At 65.6% G+C, this 20,977-nt stretch carries 19 protein-coding genes; 14 read left to right on the forward strand and 5 right to left on the reverse strand.

Going from position 1 to position 20,977, the window contains the following annotated elements; translation table 11 throughout:
* Positions 1–31: 31 nt before the first annotated feature.
* The 5 genes from AB4Y35_RS12945 to AB4Y35_RS12965 all read left to right on the forward strand — a co-directional run bounded on the left by AB4Y35_RS12945 (position 32) and on the right by AB4Y35_RS12965 (position 4,192).
* Positions 32–820 carry an aspartate/glutamate racemase family protein gene (locus tag AB4Y35_RS12945; RefSeq protein ID WP_368704685.1) on the forward strand — a complete coding sequence of 263 codons (789 nt, stop codon included), beginning with the start codon at positions 32–34 and terminating at the stop codon, positions 818–820.
* A gap of 258 nt (positions 821–1,078) precedes the next feature.
* Positions 1,079–2,038 carry an allantoinase PuuE gene (gene puuE, locus AB4Y35_RS12950; protein WP_368704686.1) on the forward strand — a complete coding sequence of 320 codons (960 nt, stop codon included), beginning with the start codon at positions 1,079–1,081 and terminating at the stop codon, positions 2,036–2,038.
* A complete protein-coding gene (gene uraD / locus AB4Y35_RS12955) occupies positions 2,035–2,556 on the forward strand; it encodes a 2-oxo-4-hydroxy-4-carboxy-5-ureidoimidazoline decarboxylase (protein WP_324146698.1) in 522 nt (173 codons plus the stop codon). The genes puuE and uraD overlap by 4 nt, the downstream gene beginning before the upstream one ends.
* Positions 2,557–2,638: 82 nt before the next feature.
* Positions 2,639–3,649 carry an allantoicase gene (alc, locus tag AB4Y35_RS12960; RefSeq protein WP_368704687.1) on the forward strand — a complete coding sequence of 337 codons (1,011 nt, stop codon included), beginning with the start codon at positions 2,639–2,641 and terminating at the stop codon, positions 3,647–3,649.
* 18 nt (positions 3,650–3,667) lie between these two features.
* Positions 3,668–4,192 carry an ureidoglycolate lyase gene (locus tag AB4Y35_RS12965; RefSeq protein WP_368704688.1) on the forward strand — a complete coding sequence of 175 codons (525 nt, stop codon included), beginning with the start codon at positions 3,668–3,670 and terminating at the stop codon, positions 4,190–4,192.
* A 494-nt stretch (positions 4,193–4,686) separates the two neighbouring features.
* Here the strand turns inward: AB4Y35_RS12965 and AB4Y35_RS12970 are convergent, their stop codons facing one another.
* The 3 genes from AB4Y35_RS12970 to AB4Y35_RS12980 all read right to left on the reverse strand — a co-directional run bounded on the left by AB4Y35_RS12970 (position 4,687) and on the right by AB4Y35_RS12980 (position 6,820).
* Entirely contained in the window at positions 4,687–5,880 is a 1,194-nt protein-coding gene (locus AB4Y35_RS12970) for a urate hydroxylase PuuD (RefSeq protein WP_042265755.1), read from the reverse strand.
* Positions 5,881–6,096: 216 nt separating this feature from the next.
* Entirely contained in the window at positions 6,097–6,450 is a 354-nt protein-coding gene (gene uraH / locus AB4Y35_RS12975; protein WP_342921338.1) for a hydroxyisourate hydrolase, read from the reverse strand.
* Between the two features lie 148 nt (positions 6,451–6,598).
* Positions 6,599–6,820: a hypothetical protein gene (locus tag AB4Y35_RS12980; protein WP_368704689.1), complete on the reverse strand. Its 222-nt coding sequence runs from the start codon at positions 6,818–6,820 to the stop codon at positions 6,599–6,601.
* 208 nt (positions 6,821–7,028) lie between these two features.
* Between AB4Y35_RS12980 and AB4Y35_RS12985 the strand changes: the two genes are divergently transcribed.
* Positions 7,029–8,438 carry an 8-oxoguanine deaminase gene (locus AB4Y35_RS12985; RefSeq protein WP_368704690.1) on the forward strand — a complete coding sequence of 470 codons (1,410 nt, stop codon included), beginning with the start codon at positions 7,029–7,031 and terminating at the stop codon, positions 8,436–8,438.
* 66 nt (positions 8,439–8,504) lie between these two features.
* Here the strand turns inward: AB4Y35_RS12985 and AB4Y35_RS12990 are convergent, their stop codons facing one another.
* Complete coding sequence (locus tag AB4Y35_RS12990) at positions 8,505–9,437, reverse strand: LysR substrate-binding domain-containing protein (RefSeq protein ID WP_133186718.1); 933 nt, start codon at positions 9,435–9,437, stop codon at positions 8,505–8,507.
* 266 nt (positions 9,438–9,703) lie between these two features.
* Between AB4Y35_RS12990 and AB4Y35_RS12995 the strand changes: the two genes are divergently transcribed.
* The 4 genes from AB4Y35_RS12995 to AB4Y35_RS13010 all read left to right on the forward strand — a co-directional run bounded on the left by AB4Y35_RS12995 (position 9,704) and on the right by AB4Y35_RS13010 (position 14,665).
* Complete coding sequence (locus AB4Y35_RS12995; RefSeq protein ID WP_368704691.1) at positions 9,704–11,332, forward strand: ABC transporter ATP-binding protein; 1,629 nt, start codon at positions 9,704–9,706, stop codon at positions 11,330–11,332.
* A 66-nt stretch (positions 11,333–11,398) separates the two neighbouring features.
* Positions 11,399–12,505 (forward strand): ABC transporter permease, encoded by a 1,107-nt coding sequence (locus tag AB4Y35_RS13000; protein ID WP_368704692.1) that lies wholly within the window; start codon positions 11,399–11,401, stop codon positions 12,503–12,505.
* A gap of 39 nt (positions 12,506–12,544) precedes the next feature.
* Complete coding sequence (locus tag AB4Y35_RS13005; RefSeq protein ID WP_368704693.1) at positions 12,545–13,474, forward strand: ABC transporter permease; 930 nt, start codon at positions 12,545–12,547, stop codon at positions 13,472–13,474.
* A 105-nt stretch (positions 13,475–13,579) separates the two neighbouring features.
* Positions 13,580–14,665, forward strand: a complete 1,086-nt coding sequence (locus AB4Y35_RS13010) for a BMP family ABC transporter substrate-binding protein (protein ID WP_368704694.1) — start codon at positions 13,580–13,582, stop codon at positions 14,663–14,665.
* 150 nt (positions 14,666–14,815) lie between these two features.
* Here AB4Y35_RS13010 and AB4Y35_RS13015 read toward each other — a convergent pair whose 3' ends face one another.
* Positions 14,816–15,025 carry a dodecin gene (locus tag AB4Y35_RS13015; RefSeq protein ID WP_133186728.1) on the reverse strand — a complete coding sequence of 70 codons (210 nt, stop codon included), beginning with the start codon at positions 15,023–15,025 and terminating at the stop codon, positions 14,816–14,818.
* A 189-nt stretch (positions 15,026–15,214) separates the two neighbouring features.
* Here AB4Y35_RS13015 and AB4Y35_RS13020 point away from each other — a divergent pair, with 189 nt between their 5' ends.
* The 4 genes from AB4Y35_RS13020 (at position 15,215) to AB4Y35_RS13035 (ending at position 20,928) form a co-directional block, all read left to right on the forward strand.
* Positions 15,215–16,114, forward strand: coding sequence for an NAD(P)-dependent oxidoreductase (locus tag AB4Y35_RS13020; RefSeq protein WP_368704695.1), 900 nt, complete (start codon positions 15,215–15,217; stop codon positions 16,112–16,114).
* Positions 16,115–16,312: 198 nt separating this feature from the next.
* Positions 16,313–17,905: an ABC-F family ATPase gene (locus AB4Y35_RS13025; RefSeq protein ID WP_368704696.1), complete on the forward strand. Its 1,593-nt coding sequence runs from the start codon at positions 16,313–16,315 to the stop codon at positions 17,903–17,905.
* A gap of 233 nt (positions 17,906–18,138) precedes the next feature.
* Complete coding sequence (locus AB4Y35_RS13030) at positions 18,139–19,572, forward strand: aldehyde dehydrogenase family protein (RefSeq protein WP_368704697.1); 1,434 nt, start codon at positions 18,139–18,141, stop codon at positions 19,570–19,572.
* A gap of 165 nt (positions 19,573–19,737) precedes the next feature.
* A complete protein-coding gene (locus AB4Y35_RS13035; protein ID WP_368704698.1) occupies positions 19,738–20,928 on the forward strand; it encodes an NAD(P)H-dependent flavin oxidoreductase in 1,191 nt (396 codons plus the stop codon).
* Positions 20,929–20,977: the final 49 nt, after the last annotated feature.

The following is a 20,977-nucleotide window of genomic DNA, read 5'->3' on the forward strand; positions in this document are numbered from 1 at the left end:
CGCAAAACCGGGCATCGACGAAGGAATCGAAATGCGCATCAAACTGATCAATCCGAACACCACGCAGCGTATGACCGCCGCGATGGAGCAGTGCGCGCGCGCCGTGATCGCGCCGGGCACGGAGGTGGTGGCGGTGAGCCCGACGATGGGCCCGCCGTCGATCGAAGGCTATTACGACGAGGCGCTCGCCACCCCTGGCCTGCTCGCCGAAGTGGAGGCGGGCGAGCGCGAAGGCTTCGACGGCTACGTCATCGCGTGCTTTGGCGACCCGGGCCTGTACGCGGCGCGCGAGTTGGCGCGCGGGCCCGTCGTGGGCATCGCGGAAGCTGCGATGCATGCGGCGAGCGTACTTGCACCGGGCTTCTCGGTCGTGACGACGCTCTCGCGCACGCGGGCCATGGCCTGGCACCTTGCGGAGCGTTACGGCATGACGCGTTTTTGCCGCAACGTGCGCGCAATCGACGTGGCCGTGCTCGAACTCGATGAACCGGGATCGGCCGCGCGCCGCGCGATCGTCGACGAGTGCGGCCGCGCGCTCGAAGAAGATGGCGCAGACGCGATCGTGCTCGGTTGCGCGGGCATGACGAGCTTATGCGCGCAGGTGGAAGACGCGCTCGGCGTTCCGGTGGTCGACGGCGTGACGGCCGCCGTGAAGTGGGTGGAGGCGCTCGTTGCGTTGCGCCTCACGACCGCCAAGCGCGGCGACTTCGCGCGGCCGCTCGCCAAGCGTTACGACGGCGAATTCGCGCGTTTCAGCCCGGCCAATCCCGCCCCGGCCACGGAAACGCCGCCGCCCGTGCGGCCGCTGCGTTACGGGTAAACGCGCAGCGCGCGCAAGCGCAGATGGCCGCCCGGATCACGTCATATCGGGCGGCCACATACACCTCGCTTGACCCGTACTATCTGAGCGTGCGTATGGGCGCGTACGGGTGATTTCGCTACACTGGTCCGGTCCTGTAAGCAGGTTGCGCGGACCGTCCGCGAGGCCCTGCAAAGCAGCGCCAGCGGCCGCTTCACGGTGCCTCGCCGTTGTGCGGATATAGCGTTTCATTCTCTCTATTCGATTGATTCGACCAGCATGCCACTCGATCCCCAATATCCCCGCGATCTGATCGGTTATGGCCGGTATCCGGTGCAGGCCAACTGGCCCGGTCAGGCGCGCGTCGCGGTGCAGTTCGTGCTCAACTACGAAGAGGGCGGCGAAAACTGCGTGCTGCACGGCGACCCCGGCTCCGAGCAGTTCCTCTCCGAAATCGTCGGCGCTGCGGCGTATCCCGCGCGCCATATGAGCATGGAGTCGATTTACGAATATGGCTCGCGCGCGGGCGTGTGGCGCATCCTGCGCGAATTCGAAAAGCGCGGCCTGCCGCTCACCGTGTTCGGTGTGGGCATGGCGATCGAGCGTCATCCCGAAGTCGCGCGCGCGTTCGTCGAGCTGGGTCACGAGATCGCATGCCACGGGTATCGCTGGATTCACTACCAGGACGTCTCGCCCGCCAAAGAGGCCGAGCATATGAAGCTCGGCATGGAAGCGATCGAGCGTGTGACGGGCGTGCGCCCGCTCGGCTGGTACACGGGGCGCGACAGCCCGAACACGCATCGCCTCGTAGCCGAGTACGGCGGCTTCCTCTACGACTCCGATTACTACGGCGACGACCTGCCGTTCTGGATGGACGTGGAGGTCACGGGCGGCACGTCGGTGCCGCAACTGATCGTGCCTTACACGCTCGACACCAACGACATGCGTTTCGCGTCGCCCCAGGGCTTCAACACGGCGGACCACTTCTTTACCTATTTGCGCGACGCATTCGACGTGCTCTACGAAGAAGGCGGCGAAGCGCCGAAGATGCTCTCGATCGGCATGCACTGCCGGCTGCTCGGGCGCCCTGGGCGTTTTCGCGCGCTGCAGCGCTTTCTCGACCACATCGAAAAACACGAGCGCGTGTGGGTCACGCGCCGCGTGGACATCGCGCGCCACTGGCGCGAGCATCATCCCTATCAACCGCAGCAGAACGACCACCGCGGGGCCGCCGCATGAAGGCAATGCACTACACCCTCGAACAGCTGAATCAAGCCTCGGTCGACGCCTTCGTGGCGGCGCTTTCGGGCATCTTCGAGCACTCGCCCTGGGTCGCCGCTGCGGCCGCGCAGCAGCGCCCGTTTGCGAGCATCGACGCGCTGCATCGCACCATGTCGCAGGCCGTGGAAACCTCGGGCGAAGCGCAGCAGCTTGCGCTCATCAACGCCCACCCGGAGCTTGCGGGCAAGGCCGCCGTACGCGGCGAGCTGACCGCCGAATCCACGCGCGAGCAAAGCGGGGCGGGTCTGAACCAGTGCACGCAGGAAGAGTTCGACAAGCTGGTCGCGCTCAATGGCGCCTATCGCGACAAGTTCGGATTCCCATTCATTCTCGCGGTGCGCGGCTATGACCGCCACGGCATCATCGCGAACTTCGAGGCGCGCGTGAACAACAGCCGCGCCGATGAAATGCGCGCGAGCCTCGACCAGATTTACCGCATTGCGCGCTTCAGGCTGGACGAGCTGATCGACGCGTAACGTGGCGATGCGCCCCCCGGCTTTTCGCGGAAGGGGCGCCGCGCCGTTTTGATCTACAGAAAAGACACGAAGGAAGACAACGATGGCACTCCCGACTCTCGACCCCAACGCCCCCGATTTCACGCGCCGCTTCGTGAATCTCGCGGACCCGCGCCTGGGCGCGCAGGCGCTCGAGGCGAGCGACGACTTCTTCGCGCCGAAGGATCGCATGCTCAATCCGGAGCCGGCCGTCTTCATTCCGGGCAAGTACGACGAACACGGCAAGTGGATGGACGGCTGGGAAACGCGCCGCAAGCGCACGACCGGCTATGACTGGTGCATCGTGAAGCTCGCGCGGCCCGGCGTCATCAAGGGGCTCGATATCGACACGAGCCACTTCACGGGCAACTACCCGCCGGCGGCGTCGGTGGAGGGCGCGTATGTGGCCGATGGCGCACCCACTGCCACGACGCAATGGACGGAGATCGTCCCCTCGACCTCGTTGAACGGCAATAGCCACCATTACGTGGAAGTGTCGAGCGACAAGCCGTACACGCACCTGCGCGTGAATATCTATCCCGATGGCGGCATCGCGCGTCTGCGCGTGTACGGCCAGCCGCAGGTGGACTGGGCGGGCGCGAGCCGTACCGAACTGTTCGACCTCGCCGCGATGGAAAACGGCGCGTACCTCGTTGGCGCGAACAACCAGCACTTTGGCATGGCCTCCACGCTGCTCATGCCGGGCCGCGGCGTGAATATGGGCGACGGCTGGGAAACGCGCCGCCGCCGGGAGCCGGGCAACGACTGGGCAATCATCGCGCTTGCGCAGCCGGGCATCATCAAGAAGATCGAAGTCGATACGGCGCACTTCAAGGGCAACTACCCCGATCGCTGCTCGTTCCAGGCCGCGCGCGTGGTGGGCGGCACGGACAGCTCGCTCGTGACCCAGGCCATGTTCTGGCCGGTGCTGCTCGGCGAACAGAAGCTGCAGATGGACAAGCAGCACTACTACGAAAGCGAACTCGCGGCGCTTGGCCCGGTTACGCACGTGCGCTTCAATATCATCCCGGACGGCGGCGTTTCGCGTGTACGCCTCTGGGGCACGCTCGCCTGATACGCTGACGAGGCCATCATGAGTGAAACAAGGACGACGCTGACGATCGAGCCGCTTACGCCCGAAGCGTTCGCGCCCTTCGGCGACGTGATCGAACTCGCGGGCGCGAAGCAGATTCCAATCAATCTGGGCACGACCATCCGCTTTCACGATCTCGCGAAAGTGGATGTGACCGACGAAGGCGGCCGCACGCTCGTGAATCTCTTTCGCGGGCAGCCGCGCGAGCTGCCGTTCGAAGTGAAGATGCTCGAACGGCATCCGCTGGGCAGTCAGGCATTCGTGCCGCTCAACGACAAGCCGTATCTCGTGGTGGTCGCGCCAGCGGGCGATCTGGACGTCACCCGGATTCGCGCGTTCGTTTCGCGCGGCTGGCAGGGCGTGAATTATGCGAAGGGCGTCTGGCATCACCCGCTGATTGCGTTGGACGAAGTGAGCGATTTCATCGTCGTCGATCGCGGTGGAGATGGGCTCAATCTCAACGAGCAGGATCTGCTGGAGTCTTTCTGGTTGACGGAAGAAGCGATGAAGGCTGCGATGCGCTGATTCAAGCCATTACGCAGCAGTCCGTATCAGCAGGAAAAAGCCACGGTCGAGACCGTGGCTTTTTTGCGTTTGGCGGATGAAGCAGGGTGGTGGACCCAGGTCGAGCCGGCAGCTCAAGACGCGGTGAAGCATGGCGAGTCATGCCTGCCTGTGCACGCTGCATCTTCGATGCTTTGATCATGCAAGGTGGTGAGGGGCGGTCATACACGTTCCAGACGTTCAGCGGGCGCCCGATTGCGTGATGCACCTGCTGTCGCCAGCGCGAATGGTTGAGCAGCGTTCGCGCTCTCGTTGCATCTTGCACGCCGCGCTCCGGGCATTCGTCGAATGCCTGACGCCGATTCGCGATATCCCGCGCATCGCTCGCGGTTCAACGCGCGCGCCCTCAGCAATGACCGTACCAAAGGAAAAAGGACCCGAAGCGCGTCGCGCCTCGGGTCCTTCTAGTCACATCTCACGTAGCGCGATGCCAACCACTCGCGCTGACAATTACGTCATTGCTTCGCACCGCCCTGGAACCAGGCGGCGATCTTCTGCCGCTCGTCGTCGGTCATGTGCGTGACGTTGCCAAGCGGCATCGCCTTGAGCGTCACGGCCTGCTGATAGAGCCGCTGCGCGTTCTGCGAAATTTCGTCGGGCGTATCGAGCATCACGCCGGCCGGTGCCGCGCCCATCAACGTCGGGTGCGCCGAGTGACAGGCCGCACAGCGCTGCTGCAGGATCGGCTGAATGTCGGAAACCTTCAGCGACGGCGCGTTCGCGGCTTCGGCCTGCGGCACGACCGGGCGCGGCAGCGTCCACACCAGCGCGACGAACATCAGCGCCACGCCGCCGATCGGCAGATACCAGAGCTGTTGGCCACGGTGACGCATCACGAAGAACTGGCGAATCAGCGCGCCGGCCAGCATGATCACCACGAGCACGGCCCAGTTGTAGGCGTGGGCGTAGGTCATGGCGTAGTGGTTCGAGAGCATCGCGAACACCACGGGCAGCGTGAAATAGGTGTTGTGCACCGAGCGCTGCTTGCCGCGCTTGCCGTAGATCGGGTTCGGCACTTCGCCCTTGAGCATCGCGGCGACCATCTTGCGCTGGCCCGGGATGATGACGAAGAACACGTTCGCCGACATGATCGTCGCGAGCATCGCGCCCATGATGAGGTACGCGGCGCGGCCCGAGAAGATGTGGCAGGCGAGGTAGGCGGCGATCACGACGTAGATGCCCACGCACACGCCCAGCAGCTTGTCCTTCGTGCCGAGCACGCGGCACAGCGAGTCGTAGACGATCCAGCCCGCGGCGAGGAAGCCGAGCGCCGAGAAGATCGCGACGACCGGACCCATGTCGAGCACGTTCTTGTCGATCAGATACGTGTTCGGCGCCATCAGGTAGAGCACCGTGAACAGCGACGCACCCGAGAGCCACGTGGTGTACGACGGCCACTTCGACCAGTGAAGGTCGTCGGGCATTTCAGGCGGCGCCACCGTGTACTTCTGCATGTTGTAGAAGCCGCCGCCGTGCACGTGCCAGAGTTCGCCGAACACGCCGCGACGGCGCTGGTTCGGGTCCGTGGGCGGTTTGAGGCTGTTGTCGAGCGCGACGAAATAGAACGACTCGCCAATCCAGGCGATCGCCGCAATGACGTGGAACCAGCGCAGTGCGAGGTTCAGCCAATCGGTAATAAAGCCTTCCATGAAACGTCTCCAGTCCTGATGCATTGCGCGCTCGTCTGAACGCACGCGCTAACTGCGGGGTATGAGCGCGCCGCGTAGCGTTGGGGCCGCAGAGTGACCCATGCGCACTGCCGCGCTGCCATTGTTTTTTGTATGTCCTCGGGCTTGATGAGTCGGGCTAGAAGATCGCCCGAAATGCCCTATGAGTTCGTGTTGCGGTGGCCGCCCAATTGACGCTCAGCTGCCCCGATAGGTGCTGTACGACCACGGCGAAACAAGTAGCGGCACGTGGTAGTGCGAGCCCGCGTCGGCGATGCCGAAGCGCAGCACCACGCGGTCGACGAAGCGCGGCTCGGGCACCTTCGTGCCGAGCGCGGCGAAATAGTCGCCGGCATGGAACACGAGTTCGTATTCGCCCTTGGCGAGTGCCTCGCCTTCGAGCAGCGGCGCGTCGCAGCGGCCGTCTTCATTGGTGGTGACGGTCTTGAGCGCGCGCCGGGCGTCGCCCGAGAGCGCAAAGAGCTCGACCTTGATGCCCGCGCCGGGACGGCCGTTCGCGGTGTCGAGCACGTGGGTAGTCAGCTTGCCCATTCGCAGTTTTCCTTGTGAGTGCCTGGTGCGATTGCGAGGTTTCAGCGGCAGCTCTCGATCCCATGCATGATGCATTGCGGCGGATCGAGGCTCCACGTCAGTGGCTACATACCCGTCGGCGGATCGAAGCGAGCGCCGTGTACGCATTTTAAAAACGATCGCCCCCGGCGCGCGCGAGCGATAGGAAAGATAAAGCGACGCGCATGAGGGTGAGCCCTGGGTGCTGCCGCTCATTGCGCCCCGGATTCAGGCGTCCCTTGCTGGCATCGTAGCGACGCCAAAAATCGACCTTTATATGCGTGGCGTAAATTTGGGTATCGCAGCGGCGCGAATTGCCACGACTATTTTGGTTGCGGATCGTAGAGGCCATGCGCAGCGCGTGCTGCGCGTCCCGAAGACGGCGCTGGACGCCGGGTAACCGGGCCAGCGGCGTCCTCGTCGGGACGCGTCGGCGCCGGGCGCCTGGGCGACCGGCGAGGCCGGCGGGTGAGGCGAGGGCGTCTGGTTCACACGCCGTGCGCGAGTCCGAACGAAAAGCCAGGGCTCGTGGCGGCACGACAACGGAGCGAACAAGGACGATGGAACCCACTCTCGCACAGCGGCAAAACCCGCAAGACCCGCAAAAGCCTGGCAGGACATTGCTGGTGAAAAACGCCGACATGCTGGTGACGATGGACGGCGCGCGCCGCGAGATTCGCGGCGGCGGGCTCTACGTCGAAGGCAACCGCATCGTCGCGGTCGGCCCGACGGCGGAACTGCCCGCCACGGCCGACGAGGTGATCGACGCCAGCGGCCACCTCGTGACGCCGGGGCTCGTCAATACGCACCACCACATGTACCAGAGCCTCACGCGCGCCGTGCCGGCCGCGCAGGACGCCGAACTGTTCGGCTGGCTCACCAGCCTCTACAAGGTATGGGCGAACCTCACGCCCGAGATGATCGAGGTCTCCACGCTCACCGCGATGGCGGAACTGCTGCTCTCGGGCTGCACGACCTCCAGCGATCATCTGTACATCTATCCGAACGGCAGCCGTCTCGACGACAGCATCCGCGCGGCGCAACGCATCGGCATGCGCTTTCACGCGAGCCGCGGCAGCATGAGCGTCGGCCAGAAGGACGGCGGCTTGCCGCCCGATGCCGTGGTCGAGCGCGAAGACGCGATTCTCGCCGACACGCAGCGCCTCATCGAGACGTATCACGACGAGGGCCGGTACGCGATGCTGCGCCTCGTCGTGGCGCCGTGCTCGCCGTTCTCGGTGAGCCGCGACCTGATGCGCGAATCGGCGGTGCTCGCGCGCCATTACGGCGTATCGATGCACACGCATCTCGCCGAGAACGTCAACGACATTGCTTACAGCCGCGAAAAGTTCGGCATGACGCCCGCCGAATACGCCGAGGACCTCGGCTGGGTGGGCCGCGACGTGTGGCATGCGCACTGCGTACAGCTCGACGATCACGGCATCGGTTTGTTCGGCCGGACCGGCACCGGCGTCGCGCATTGTCCGTGCTCGAACATGCGGCTCGCCTCGGGCATCGCGCCCGTGAAGAAGATGCGGCTCGCCGGCGTGCCGGTCGGCCTCGGCGTGGATGGCTCGGCGTCGAACGACGGCGCGCAGATGGTGGCCGAGGCGCGCCAGGCCATGCTGCTCGCGCGCGTAGGCTTCGGCCCCGATGCCATGACCGCGCGCGAAGCGCTCGAAATCGCGACGCTGGGCGGCGCGCAGGTGCTGGGCCGCGACGACATTGGCGCGCTTGCACCCGGCATGGCGGCGGACTTCGTGGCGTTCGACCTGCGCCAGCCGTTATTCGCGGGCGCGCTGCACGATCCCGTTGCTGCGCTCGTCTTCTGCGCACCCTCGCAGGTCGCGCTGAGCGTGATCGGCGGGCGCGTGGTGGTGAAGGAGGGCGTGCTGCAGACGGTGGAGCTCGGGCCGGTCATCGAGCGGCACAACCGGCTCGCGGCGCAACTCGTGCAGATGGCGCGCTGAGGCGAGCGCGCCACGCATAGACGTAATGAAAGGTCAGGCGGCCGCAGCAACGTGCGGCCGTGTTACTCAAGGCTTGTCGATCAGCGTCTTCGTCGCTTCGGCGATGAGGCTGCGTAACCAGCGTACTTCGTCCGAGTAATGACAGCGTTCGTGCCACAACTGGTAGTACTGCATCGGCGGGAAGTCGAGCGGCGCGGGTACGACCGTGAGCGGCAGGAAGCGCGCATAGTGGTCGGCGAACAGGCGCGTGGTCGTGAAGACCAGGTCCGACTTCACGAGCACGTAGGGCGCGAGATTGAAGTACGGCAGCGTGACGACCACGTGGCGCTTGAGGCGCTCGCGCGCGAGGTGCACATCGATGGCGCCGCGCTGGCCCACGGAATAGGGCGTGGGCGCGAGATGCGGCGCGTTCAGGTACTGGTCGAGCGTGAGCCCGCCGCGCTTGGCGAACGGGTGCGTGTTGCTCATCAGGCAGACGATCTGGTCGACGAACAGGTTCGAGAGGTGGAGCTGTTCGGGCGGCTCGGGCCAGTTGCCGATGACGATATCGAGCTTGCCTTCCTCGAGCGCGAGTTCGTAGTCGAACGCGGGCCCGAGCGAGTGAAACTCGAGCGTGGCGTTGGGCGCGGCCAGGCGAAAGCGCTCGACTACGGTCGGCACGAACAGGACGTTCAGATAGTCAGGACAGCCAATCCGATAGCAGCGGATGGACGTGGCCGGATCGAAATTGTGCTGCTGGAAGCGAATGCGCTCGATCTCGCGCAGCGCGTTCTGCACGGGCTCGAGCAAGCGCAGGCCGTACTCGGTCGGCACCATGCCGGACTTGCCGCGCACGAGGAGCGGGTCGCCGGTGATGTCGCGCAGACGCCGAAGCGCCGCGCTGATTGCGGGCTGGGACTGATTGAGCTTGACGGCCGCGCGTGTCACGCTGCGCTCCATCAGAAGCGTGTGCAAGACGCGCAAGAGGTACGTGTCGATCGCCTCGCGTTGCTGACTCATGAATTCTCCGAATTATATGTTCTGGCTGATCGATGAGGCTTGGGGGTATATCGTTTTTAATATGGACAAAAAGTGGCGTCAAGCGAGGCTTACCCCGAGGCTCGCGCCGGGGCTATGCCTGCCAGCCCCGTGCAGCGAGGCAACAGCGAATTTTGGCGGCTCGACCTTCGCAGGGCTAACAGGTATCGTCACCCCCGCACGGCGGCGCGCGGCGGCCAGCGTCAAACGGTTATCGGACAGCAATAACGTACAACGGCGGAACCTCCATGGGTGATTCTTCTTCACGTCAGGCAACGCTTGCGCAAAACGGCAGCGGTGTGCCGCGCCTCGCGCTTGCCGGCATCACGAAGCAGTACCCGGCGGTGCGCGCGAACGACGACGTCACGCTCTCGGTCGCGCCTGGCGAAATCCACGCGTTGCTCGGCGAGAACGGCGCAGGCAAGAGCACGCTCATGAAGATCGTCTACGGCGCGGTGCGGCCGGACGCGGGCGAGATCCGCTGGGAAGGCCAGGCCGTCGAAATCGCGAGTCCGGCTGCGGCGCGCAAGCTCGGCATCGGCATGGTGTTCCAGCATTTTTCGTTGTTCGAAACGCTTACCGTCGGTGAGAACATCGCGCTCTCGCTCGACGAACCGTTCGACCTGAAAACGCTCGGCAAACGCATTCGCGAGGTGTCGGCGCAATACGGCCTCGACGTCGATCCGCAGCGCCATGTGCATAGCCTCACGGTGGGCGAGCGTCAGCGCGTGGAGATCGTGCGCTGCCTGTTGCAGAGTCCGCGTCTGTTGATCATGGACGAACCGACTTCGGTGCTCACGCCGCAAGCGGTGCGCAAGCTGTTCGGCACGCTGCGGCGTCTCGCTTCCGAAGGCTGCAGCATTCTCTATATCAGCCACAAGCTCGACGAAATCCAGGAGCTTTGCGACACGGCCACCGTGCTGCGCGGCGGCAAGGTCACGGGCCGCGTCATTCCGCGTGAAGAAACGCATGCGTCGCTCGCGCGGCTGATGGTCGGGCGCGAACTGCCCGACTACACGCGGCGCGCGCACGCGCCCGGCGACGTGCTGCTCGAAGCGCAGCATCTGTCGATGCCGAGCGACGATCCGTTCGGCACCTCGCTCAACGACGTGTCGTTCAGCGTGCATGCGGGCGAGATACTCGGCATCGCCGGCGTCTCGGGCAACGGCCAGGCGGAACTGCTCGCCGCGCTCTCGGGCGAGGCGCAAGCGGCCCGTCATGGAGTGAGCGCCGATGTCGTCAGGATTTGCGGCAAGCCCGCAGGACGCCTGTCGGCCGGCGCGCGCCGCAAGCTCGGCTTCGCGTTCGTGCCGGAGGAGCGCCTCGGGCGCGGCGCGGTCCCGGCCATGTCGCTTGCCGAAAACGCCTTGCTCACGGCGCACCGCGAAGGCATGGTGCGCTCGGGCTGGCTCAGGACCGGCGCGATGCGCGCGTTCGCCGAGCGCTGCATCGGCGCGTTCGACGTGCGCTGCGGCGGCCCGGACGCGCTCGCGCAAAGCCTCTCGGGCGGCAATCTGCAGAAGTACATCGTGGGGCGCGAGATTCTCCAGGCGCCGAAGGTGCTCGTGGTCGCGCAGCCCACCTGGGGCGTGGACGTGGGCGCGGCGGCATTCATTCGCCAGCAGCTGCTCGATCTTTCGGCGCGCGGCGTGGCGATACTCGTGATCTCGGAAGAACTGGAAGAGCTTTTCGACATCTGCGACCGCATTGCCGTGCTCGCGGGCGGACGCCTTTCGCCCGCGCGTTTGACGGGCGAGACGAACGCCGAGGAAATCGGCCGCTGGATGGCGGGGCTCTTCGGCGAGCGCGCGGATCGCGGCGACGGCGGCGGCCGGCCCGACGGCGAGCCGCCCGCGCAGACCGTGGCGAACGCATGATCGGCGACCCATAACAACACGCGCAAGCACATCGACCACCCGAGACCGACCAGCGACTTCACGACCATGATCTTCCCGTACCGACTCGAAGCCCGCACGACGCCGTCGCGCACGGTGCGCATCGCCGTGCCGCTGATTGCGGCGCTGCTCACGCTCGCCATCGGCTTCCTGATCTTCGGCCTCGTGGGCCGCGATCCCTTGCAGGCGATGCACGCGTTCTTCATCGAACCGCTGTCGAGCGTCAACGGCTGGTCCGAGCTCCTGCTCAAGGCCTCGCCGCTATGTCTGATCGCGCTCGGTCTCGCGGCGGGATATCGCGCCAACGTGTGGAACATCGGCGCGGAAGGGCAGATGGTGCTGGGCGGCATCGCGGCGAGCGGCGTGGCGATCTATTTCGATCAATCCACGGGCTGGTGGATTCTCTTCCTGATGATGTTCGCGGGCGTGCTGGGCGGTATGGCGTGGGCGGCGATTCCCGCGTGGCTCAAGAGCCGCTTCAACACCAACGAGATCCTCACGAGCCTGATGCTCACCTACGTCGCCACGCAGCTGCTGATCTGGCTCGTGAGCGGTCCGTGGCGCGACCCGCAGGGCATGAACTTTCCGCTCTCCGAAATGTTCAGCGGCGACGCGCTCTATCCGACCTTCGGCGGCGACTGGCGCATCCACTGGCTGCGCGGTACGCGCCTGAACGCATCGATCTTCCTGACGCTCGCGGCCATTCCGCTCGTGTGGCTCTTCATGCGCCGCAGTTTCGCGGGCTATCGCATGAGCGTGGGCGGTCTCGCGCCACTCGCTGCGCGCTATGCGGGCTTCTCGGAGAAAAAGACGATCTGGAGCTCGCTGCTGCTCTCCGGAGGCCTCGCGGGTCTCGCGGGCATGGGCGAGATTGCCGGCCCGATTGGCCAGCTGCAAGCGACGTGGTCGCCGGGCTACGGCTTCACGGCGATCATCGTCGTGTTCGTGGGGCGTCTGCATCCGGTCGGTATCGTGCTCGCGAGCCTCTTGATGGCGCTGCTCTACCTGGGCGGCGAAGCCGTGCAGACATCGCTGCAATTGCCGCAGGCGCTTTCCGGCGTGTTCCAGGGGCTGCTGCTGTTCTGCCTGCTCGGCGCGGACCTCTTCGTGAACTATCGCGTGCGCCGCCGTCATCCGGTCGCGGTTGCGAGCTGACCAGCGCGATCCAGAGAACAATCAAACGGGCCACACGACATGGATATCCAGCAAGCCAGCTCGCTCGCCTCGAGCGCCGTCACCGCCGCTATTCCGCTCATGTTCGCGGGCGTGGGCGAACTCGTCACCGAGAAGTCGGGCGTGCTCAACCTCGGCGTGGAAGGCATGATGCTGATGGGCGCCGTCACGGGCTATGCGGTCACGACCATTACCGGCAGCCCATGGCTCGGCCTCGTGGCGGGCATGGCCGCCGGCATCGTGATGTCGTTGCTGTTCGGCTTTCTCGTGCTCACCATGCTCGCCAACCAGGTCGCCACGGGCCTCTCGCTCACGATCTTCGGCGTCGGGCTCTCGGCGTACGTGGGCAAGCCGTACACCTCGGCCGCCACCTCGGCGACCATCGCGGCCTGGCCGATTCCGGGCCTCTCGCAACTGCCCGTGGTCGGGCAGGCGTTCTTCAGCCTCACGCCTGTCGACTACCTCGCGTTCATCATGTTCGCCGTAGTCGGCTGGTTCCTCTATCGCACGCGCGCCGGGCTCGTGCTGCGCTCGGTGGGCGAGTCGCCGCAAGTCGCGCATTCGGTGGGCTTTCCCGTGATCGGCGTGCGCTATGGCGCGACGGCCTTCGGCGGCGCGATGGCGGGCCTCGCGGGCAGCTACTACTCGGTGGTGCAGCTGCATCTGTGGCAGGAGCAGATCACGGCAGGGCGCGGCTGGATCGCGCTCGCGCTCGTCGTGTTCGCGACGTGGCGCCCGGGCCGTCTCCTGATCGGCGCGCTGCTCTTCGGCGCGGTTACGGGCGCGCAGTTCTATGCGCAGGCTGTGGGCGTGCCGGTGCCCACGCAGTTCCTCGCCATGCTGCCGTACGTCGCGACAATCGTCGTGCTCGTACTCATTTCGCGCAACCCGAACACCATCCGCCTGAACGCGCCGGCTTCGCTCGGCAAGCCGTTCTTTGGGGCCGCCTAGGTGGGGCCGCCCAGGTGGGGCCGCCCAGGCAGCGCCATTTATCCGGAATGCTAACCAACACGCCTTGAACGCTCGCAGTTCCCCATTCACGACAGGAGATCCACGATGAAAAAAACCATCCTGACCGCTTTCGCCGTCGCCGCCACGTGCGGCACGGCGGCCCTCGCGCCCGCGGCCCACGCCGCCGACGCGCCGGGCGTCGCGTTCGTCTATCTCGGCAATCCGGGCGATGCCGGCTGGACCTTCGCGCACGATCAGGGCTCGAAGGTCGCCGAGCAGAAGTTCGGCAACAAGATCAAGATCACGCGCGTGGAAAACGTGCCGGAATCGGCCGATTCGGAGCGCGTGTTCCGCGATCTCGCGAACAAGGGTAACAAGATCATCTTCGGCACGAGCTTCGGTTATCAGGACTTCCAGCTCAAGGTGGCGAAGGACTTCCCGGACACCGTGTTCCTGCACGCGACGGGCTACAAGAAGGCGCCGAACTTCGGCACCTATGACGTGCGCATGTATCAGGGCGCGTATCTCGCGGGCGTCGCGGCCGGTTACGCGACGAAGACCAACACGCTCGGTTTCGTCGCCTCGGTGCCGATTCCCGAGGTCGTGCGCAACATCAACGCGTACACGCTCGGCGCGCGCTCGGTGAATCCGAAGGTGCACACCAAGGTCATCTGGATCAACAGCTGGTTCGATCCGGGCAAGGAGAAGCAGGCCGCCGAAACGCTGATCGGCCAGGGCGCCGACGTGCTGCTGCAAAACACCGATTCGAGCGCCACGCTCGCCACCGCCGAAGAGAAGAAGGTCCACGCGTTCGGCTGGGATTCGAACATGAAGAAGTTCGGCCCGCACGCGCACCTGGGCTCGGTCGAGGCGAACTGGGGCGTGTACTACGTCGCGGCGATCCAGCAGGTGCTCGATGGCAAGTGGAAGAACGACCCCGTGTGGTGGGGCATTCCGCAAAAGGCCGTCGATCTCGGCGACGTCAACACGTCCGAGCTTTCGGCCGACGCGCAAAAGGCCGTCGCCGCGAAGCGCGAACAGATCGCGAGCGGCAAGTGGGACGTCTTCACGGGCCCGATCAAGGATCAGACGGGCGCGGTCAAGATTCCGGCCGGCAAGACGCTGACCGACCCGGAACTGCAACGCCTGAACTGGTACGTCGAAGGCGTGGACGGCTCGCTGCCGAAGTAGGCATGAACCGGGCGCTCGCGCCGACTTATACGGCGCGGGGGCGCGTGCATTCTTCGTACGATTCCGACGTGCGTACGCGAAACGGCTGCGTGTAGCGCTGAGAGGCGCGCGCAGCCGTTCGACTTTCTAGCAGTGCAACGCAGCGCCGCGTCAGTCGTCGATGCGTATGCCGACCTTGATCGTGACCTGCCAGTGCGAGACCTGATCGTTTTCGATCAGGCCGCGCGTTTCCACGACCTCGAACCAGTGCAGGAAACGCAGCGTCTTCGATGCCCGCGCGATGGCGCAACGAATGGCGTCGTCGCTGGACACCTTGGATGAGCCGGTAAGTTCGATCTGCTTGTAGACGTGGTCGTTCATGGCAGTGTCTCCTCGTGGGTCGCGCAGCGTCGGCGCGTCAATCGAGTATAGGTAACGGACCGGGGCGCAAGGGCAAAGATGAGAGAAGCCCGGCGCCAGTTATCATGGCGCCTCGCGCGAAAACGAGCATTCGACGTGCCCGTTTTGCAGACGTGAATGCGCAACGGCGAACGACAGGAGACGGAGAAAATGGACGGGCAGGTATTGGGTTTTTGTGGACCGGGGCTGATGGGCGCGCCGATGATCCGTCATTTGCTGCGCGCCGGGCACGCCGTGCGCGTGTGGAACCGCTCGCCGGCGAAGGCGCAGGCGCTGATCGCCGACGGCGCGCAAGTGGCCGCGACGCCTGATGAGCTGGCCCGCGAGGCCGACGTGGCGCTGCTGTGCGTTGCCGATGCGGCGGCGGTCGAGCAGGTGGTATTCGGCGAGCACGGGCTTCTGGCCGGAGCGCCCGGCGCGAGCGTGCGCGTGCGCCGCATCGTCGATCATTCGAGCATTCCTCCCGATGCGACACGCAGGCTCGCAGAGCGCGCGGCGGCGTTCGGCGTGGGTTGGGTCGACGCGCCGGTTTCGGGCGGCGTGGCGGGCGCGCAAAACGGCACGCTGGCGATCATGGCGGGCGGCGCAGCGGCCGACGTCGACGCCGTTACGCCGATCCTCGGCGCCTACGCGGCGCGCGTGACCCATATGGGTCGCGTGGGTGCGGGCCAGACCACCAAACTGTGCAACCAGGCCATCGTCACGGCTACGGTGGCCGCGATTGCCGAAGCGGTGAGCCTCGCGCGGCGCAGCGGCATCGACGCGGCCAAACTGCCCGAGGCGCTCGCGGGCGGCTGGGCCGATTCGACGCTGCTGCGCACCTTCGTGCCGCGCATGACGCAAGACGGGCTCGAATCCATCGGCGCGCTCAAGACGTTCCAGAAAGACGTGGACACGATCGCCGCAGCGGCCGCGCAGACCGGCACGCCCATGCCCGTCTCGGGCACGGTCCAGCAATTGCTGCGTCTGGCGGCAGCCATGGGCCTCGCGCAGGCCGATTTTTCGGGCTTCATCGACGTGCTGCACACGCCGCGCACCGGCGCAGCCTGACCGGATTGGGCACGCGCAGGCCGCGCGGGCGATGCGGCCCCGTTGTAACCGGCGTGCATGGCGGCCTTCACATTGCTCACTTCTTGCCGTGTCATGCTGCGCGGAGCAGGACTGTCCGTGCGGCTGGAACTCGCGCGCGAAGTGGCATAACCTGCTAAAATTACAGGTTTTTCGTCGATCTACTTTCCGGGACGCGCTGTGCTCTCTACCGCCAACATCACCATGCAATTCGGGCCGAAGCCCTTGTTCGAGAACATCTCGGTCAAATTCGGCGAAGGCAACCGCTATGGCCTGATCGGCGCGAACGGTTGCGGCAAATCCACGTTCATGAAGATCCTCGGTGGGGATCTCGAGCAGAGTTCGGGCAACGTCATCCTCGAGCCGAACGTGCGTCTGGGCAAGCTGCGCCAGGACCAGTTCGCGTACGAAGACGTGCGCGTGCTCGACGTCGTCATGATGGGCCACACCGAAATGTGGGCCGCGATGACCGAGCGCGACGCAATCTACGCGAACCCCGAAGCCACCGACGACGACTACATGCATGCCGCCGAACTCGAAGCGAAGTTCGCCGAGTACGACGGCTACACGGCCGAAGCGCGCGCGGGCGAACTGCTGCTCGGCATCGGCATCGGCACCGAATTCCACAACGGCCCGATGAGCGGCGTGGCGCCGGGCTGGAAGCTGCGCGTGCTGCTCGCGCAGGCGCTGTTCTCGAAGCCGGACGTGCTGCTGCTCGACGAGCCGACCAACAACCTCGACATCAACTCGATCCGTTGGCTGGAAGATGTTCTGAACGAGTACAACTCGACCATGATCATCATCTCCCACGATCGACACTTCCTGAACCAGGTCTGCACGCACATGGCGGACATGGACTACGGCACGCTGAAGGTCTGGCCGGGCAACTACGACGACTACATGCTGGCGTCGACGCAGGCGCGCGAGCGTCAGCAGGCCGCGAACCAGAAGGCGAAGGAGCGCGTGGCCGACCTGCAGGACTTCGTGCGCCGCTTCTCGGCGAACAAGTCGAAGGCACGCCAGGCCACCAGCCGCCTGAAGATGATCGACAAGATCAAGATCGAGGACTTCAAGCCCTCGTCGCGTCAGAACCCGTTCATCCGTTTCGAGTTCGAGAAGAAACTGCACAACATCGTCGTGGTCGCGGAAGAGATCACGAAGACGTACGAGCGCCGCATCTTCAACAAGCTCAGCATCAGCGTGCAGCCGGGCGAGCGCATCGCGATCATCGGCGAGAACGGCGCGGGCAAGACCACGCTGCTGCGCTCGCTGCTCGGCAACCTGGCCGTCGATAACGGCTCGGTGAAGTGGGCGGAGAACGCGAACGTGGGCTACATGCCGCAGGACACGTACGAAGAGTTCCCGGCCGACGTCACGCTGATGGACTGGATCGACCAGTACCGCCAGGAAGGCGACGACGAGCAGTCGGTGCGCGGTACGCTGGGGCGTCTGCTCTTCAATGCGGACGACATCAAGAAGTCGGTCAAGGTGCTATCGGGCGGCGAGAAGGGCCGCATGATCTGGGGCAAGCTGATGCTCGGCCGCCACAACGTGCTGCTCATGGACGAGCCGACGAACCACATGGACATGGAGTCGATCGAGTCGCTGCAAATCGCGCTCGAGAAGTTCGAAGGCACGCTCGTTTTCGTATCGCACGATCGCGAATTCGTGAACGGCCTCGCCAACCGCATCATCGAGGTGAAAACCGATGGCACGGTCAAGGACTACAGCGGCAACTACGAAGACTTCCTGGTCAGCCAGGGGCTGCAGTGAGTTTCGGTCGCTGATCGAAGCGTGAGATGAAAACGGGCGGCGCGTGAGCGTCGCCCGTTTTGTTTTTGGCCGCTGCAGCTTCGCTTTACGTTTGCGTCAACCACGCTAGAATGCGGAATCGCCGCGGCGCAACCAGCCGCGAATACGCGTGGACAAGACACACAGAGCTTTGCATGGGATGGCAGTAAGCGCGCTCAAGCGCTAACTGCCATCGACAGACAGGAGACGAGTAGATGAACGACTACACGCAGTTCTACATCAACGGCCAATGGGTCGCCCCGCACGGCAACGGCACGATCGACGTGATCGACTCGGGCACCGAGGCCGTGATGGGCCGCATCCCCGAGGGCGTCGAAGCGGACGCCGAAGCCGCCGTCGCCGCCGCGCGCGCCGCCTTCGGCGGCTGGGCCGCGACGCCCGCCGCGGAGCGCGGGGCGTATCTGCAGAAAATCGCCGACAACCTCAAGGCCCGCACCGACGAACTCGCGCAGCTGATCGCCGGCGAAGTCGGCATGCCGCTTAAGCTCGCGCGCGCCATTCAGGTGGGCGGCCCGGTCTACAACTGGGGCGCTTACGCGCAGCTCGCCAGCGAGTTCCAGTACGAGGAGCGCGTGGGCAACTCGCTCGTCGTGCGCGAACCGGTGGGCGTCGTCGCGGCCATCACGCCGTGGAACTATCCGCTCAACCAGATCACGCTCAAGGTCGCCGCTGCGCTCGCCGCCGGCTGCACCGTCGTGCTCAAGCCCTCCGAGGTCGCGCCGCTCAACGCATTCGTGCTCGCCGAGGCCATCCACGCAGCCGGCCTGCCCGCTGGCGTGTTCAATCTCGTAACGGGCTACGGTCCGGTGGTGGGCGAGCTGCTCGCGCGCCATCCGGACGTCGACATGGTGTCGTTTACCGGCTCGACGCGCGCGGGCAAGCGCGTGTCGGAAGTCGCGTCCGCCACGGTCAAGCGCGTCGCGCTGGAGCTGGGCGGGAAGTCGGCCGCCGTCGTGCTCGACGACGCCGACTTCGCGGCTGCCGTGAAAGGCACGGTGGGCGCGTGCTTCCTCAACTCGGGGCAGACCTGCTCGGCCCACACGCGCATGATCGTGCCGGAGTCGCGCTACGAAGAAGCGCGCGACCTCGCGAAGCAGGCGGCCGAGGCGTTCCGGGTGGGCGATCCGCGCGACGAGAAAGCGAAGCTCGGCCCGCTCGCCTCGAAAGTGCAGCAGGAGCGCGTGCTGCACTACATCGAACGCGGCATGGCCGACGGCGCCGAACTCGTGACGGGCGGCCCCGGCATGCCGGAAGGCGTGACGCAGGGCTACTTCGTGAAACCGACCGTGTTCGGCCGCGTGCCGCGCGATGCGGCCATCGCGCAGGAAGAGATCTTCGGCCCGGTGCTGACGATCCTCACGGCGAAGGACGAAGACGACGCCGTGGCGATCGCCAACGACTCGCTCTACGGCCTCGGCGGCGCGGTCTGGGCCGGCAGCGACGAGCGCGCGATGCGCGTGGCGCGCCGCATCCGTACGGGTCAGATCGACATCAACGGCGGCGCCTGGAACATGGCCGCGCCCTTCGGCGGCTTCAAGCAGTCGGGACACGGCCGCGAAAACGGCGCATACGGCCTCGAGGAGTACCTGGAATACAAGTCGATGCAGTTCAAGGTGCCGAAGGGCTGATGAGGCATCTCGTCGCGCGCTATCGCAAATCTTTTAATGCGACGTGTTGATGTACGTCATAAACGCGGGCTTCTTTACAGAAGTCCGCGTTTTTGTTTGATGCACGTCAATGTCTTATGTGGGGTACGCGCGACCATAGGCGCTTTGTCATCGACAGAGCACAACATGTTTCCTGGACACTCCTTCGCTCCGCTCCAGATTCGCGGTCGTCAACTCCTGCCCGTCGTGCAGGGCGGCATGGGTGTCGGCATTTCGGCACACCGGCTGGCTGGCAGTGTGGCGCGTGAAGGCGCGCTCGGCACGATCGCGAGCATCGACCTGCGCCATCATCACAGCGATCTCATGGACATGTGCCGCGCGGACCCGCGGCACGAAACGCTCGCGCGCGCGAACCTCATCGCGCTCGGCCGCGAGATCGCGGCGGCACGCAAGCTCGCGGGCGGCAACGGCATGATCGCCGTGAACGTCATGAAGGCGGTGAACGCCCATGCCGACTACGTGCGCACCGCCTGTGAGCAAGGCGCCGACGCCATCGTCATGGGCGCCGGCTTGCCGCTCGATCTGCCCGACCTCACGGCGGGCGTGGACATCGCGCTCGTGCCGATCCTGTCCGACGCACGCGGCGTCGCGCTCGTGCTCAAGAAGTGGATGAAGAAGGGCCGCCTGCCCGACGCCATCGTGATCGAGCATCCTGCCTACGCGGGCGGCCACCTCGGCGTGACCGACATCGCCGACATGGGCAACGAGCGCTTCGCCTTCACGCAGATCTTCGAGGAACTCGAAGCCGTCTATGCCACGCTCGGCATTTCGCGGCGCGACGTGCCGCTCGTCGTGGCGGGCGGCGTGAACAGCCACGAGGCCGTGCGCAAATGGCTCGAGGCGGGCGCGAACGGGGTGCAGGTCGGCACGCCGTTCGCGGTGACGGAGGAGGGCGACGCGCACCCCGAGTTCAAGCGCGTGCTCGCCGAGGCGAAGCCTGAAGACATCGTCGAGTTCGTGAGCGTGACGGGCCTGCCCGCACGCGCGGTGAAAACGCCGTGGCTCGAACGTTACCTGCGCAACGAGTCGCGCATTCGCACCAAGATCGGCTCGCTCAAGCTTGCTTGCCCAACCGGTCTCGAATGTCTTTCGGCCTGCGGGCTGCGCGACGGCATCGAGAAGTTCGGCCACTTCTGCATCGACACGCGCCTCGCTGCGGCGTTGCGTGGCGACGTCGCGAACGGCCTGTTCTTCCGCGGCCGTGAAGCGTTGCCGTTCGGCAATGCGATCCGCAGTGTCCGCGACCTGCTGGAGTTGCTGCTGACCGGCGTTGCGCGACCCGCGGTCGCACAACGAGCAGCGTTCGCGCTGGCTTGATACGTATCAAAACGGCGCCAGACCCCGTCTCTGACAATTTGTAGGCCTT

The sequence above is a fragment of the Paraburkholderia sp. EG286A genome, assembly GCF_040965375.1.
Taxonomy (GTDB): Bacteria; Pseudomonadota; Gammaproteobacteria; order Burkholderiales; family Burkholderiaceae; genus Paraburkholderia.

Bases quoted from the DNA above. Each gene is read 5' to 3' on its own strand.
- AB4Y35_RS12945 (WP_368704685.1), top strand. From the start codon at position 32: ATGCGCATCAAACTGATCAATCCGAACACCACGCAGCGTATGACCGCC.
- puuE (WP_368704686.1), top strand. From the start codon at position 1,079: ATGCCACTCGATCCCCAATATCCCCGCGATCTGATCGGTTATGGCCGG.
- uraD (WP_324146698.1), top strand. From the start codon at position 2,035: ATGAAGGCAATGCACTACACCCTCGAACAGCTGAATCAAGCCTCGGTC.
- alc (WP_368704687.1), top strand. From the start codon at position 2,639: ATGGCACTCCCGACTCTCGACCCCAACGCCCCCGATTTCACGCGCCGC.
- AB4Y35_RS12965 (WP_368704688.1), top strand. From the start codon at position 3,668: ATGAGTGAAACAAGGACGACGCTGACGATCGAGCCGCTTACGCCCGAA.
- AB4Y35_RS12970 (WP_042265755.1), bottom strand. From the start codon at position 5,880: ATGGAAGGCTTTATTACCGATTGGCTGAACCTCGCACTGCGCTGGTTC.
- uraH (WP_342921338.1), bottom strand. From the start codon at position 6,450: ATGGGCAAGCTGACTACCCACGTGCTCGACACCGCGAACGGCCGTCCC.
- AB4Y35_RS12980 (WP_368704689.1), bottom strand. From the start codon at position 6,820: ATGGCCTCTACGATCCGCAACCAAAATAGTCGTGGCAATTCGCGCCGC.
- AB4Y35_RS12985 (WP_368704690.1), top strand. From the start codon at position 7,029: ATGGAACCCACTCTCGCACAGCGGCAAAACCCGCAAGACCCGCAAAAG.
- AB4Y35_RS12990 (WP_133186718.1), bottom strand. From the start codon at position 9,437: ATGAGTCAGCAACGCGAGGCGATCGACACGTACCTCTTGCGCGTCTTG.
- AB4Y35_RS12995 (WP_368704691.1), top strand. From the start codon at position 9,704: ATGGGTGATTCTTCTTCACGTCAGGCAACGCTTGCGCAAAACGGCAGC.
- AB4Y35_RS13000 (WP_368704692.1), top strand. From the start codon at position 11,399: ATGATCTTCCCGTACCGACTCGAAGCCCGCACGACGCCGTCGCGCACG.
- AB4Y35_RS13005 (WP_368704693.1), top strand. From the start codon at position 12,545: ATGGATATCCAGCAAGCCAGCTCGCTCGCCTCGAGCGCCGTCACCGCC.
- AB4Y35_RS13010 (WP_368704694.1), top strand. From the start codon at position 13,580: ATGAAAAAAACCATCCTGACCGCTTTCGCCGTCGCCGCCACGTGCGGC.
- AB4Y35_RS13015 (WP_133186728.1), bottom strand. From the start codon at position 15,025: ATGAACGACCACGTCTACAAGCAGATCGAACTTACCGGCTCATCCAAG.
- AB4Y35_RS13020 (WP_368704695.1), top strand. From the start codon at position 15,215: ATGGACGGGCAGGTATTGGGTTTTTGTGGACCGGGGCTGATGGGCGCG.
- AB4Y35_RS13030 (WP_368704697.1), top strand. From the start codon at position 18,139: ATGAACGACTACACGCAGTTCTACATCAACGGCCAATGGGTCGCCCCG.
- AB4Y35_RS13035 (WP_368704698.1), top strand. From the start codon at position 19,738: ATGTTTCCTGGACACTCCTTCGCTCCGCTCCAGATTCGCGGTCGTCAA.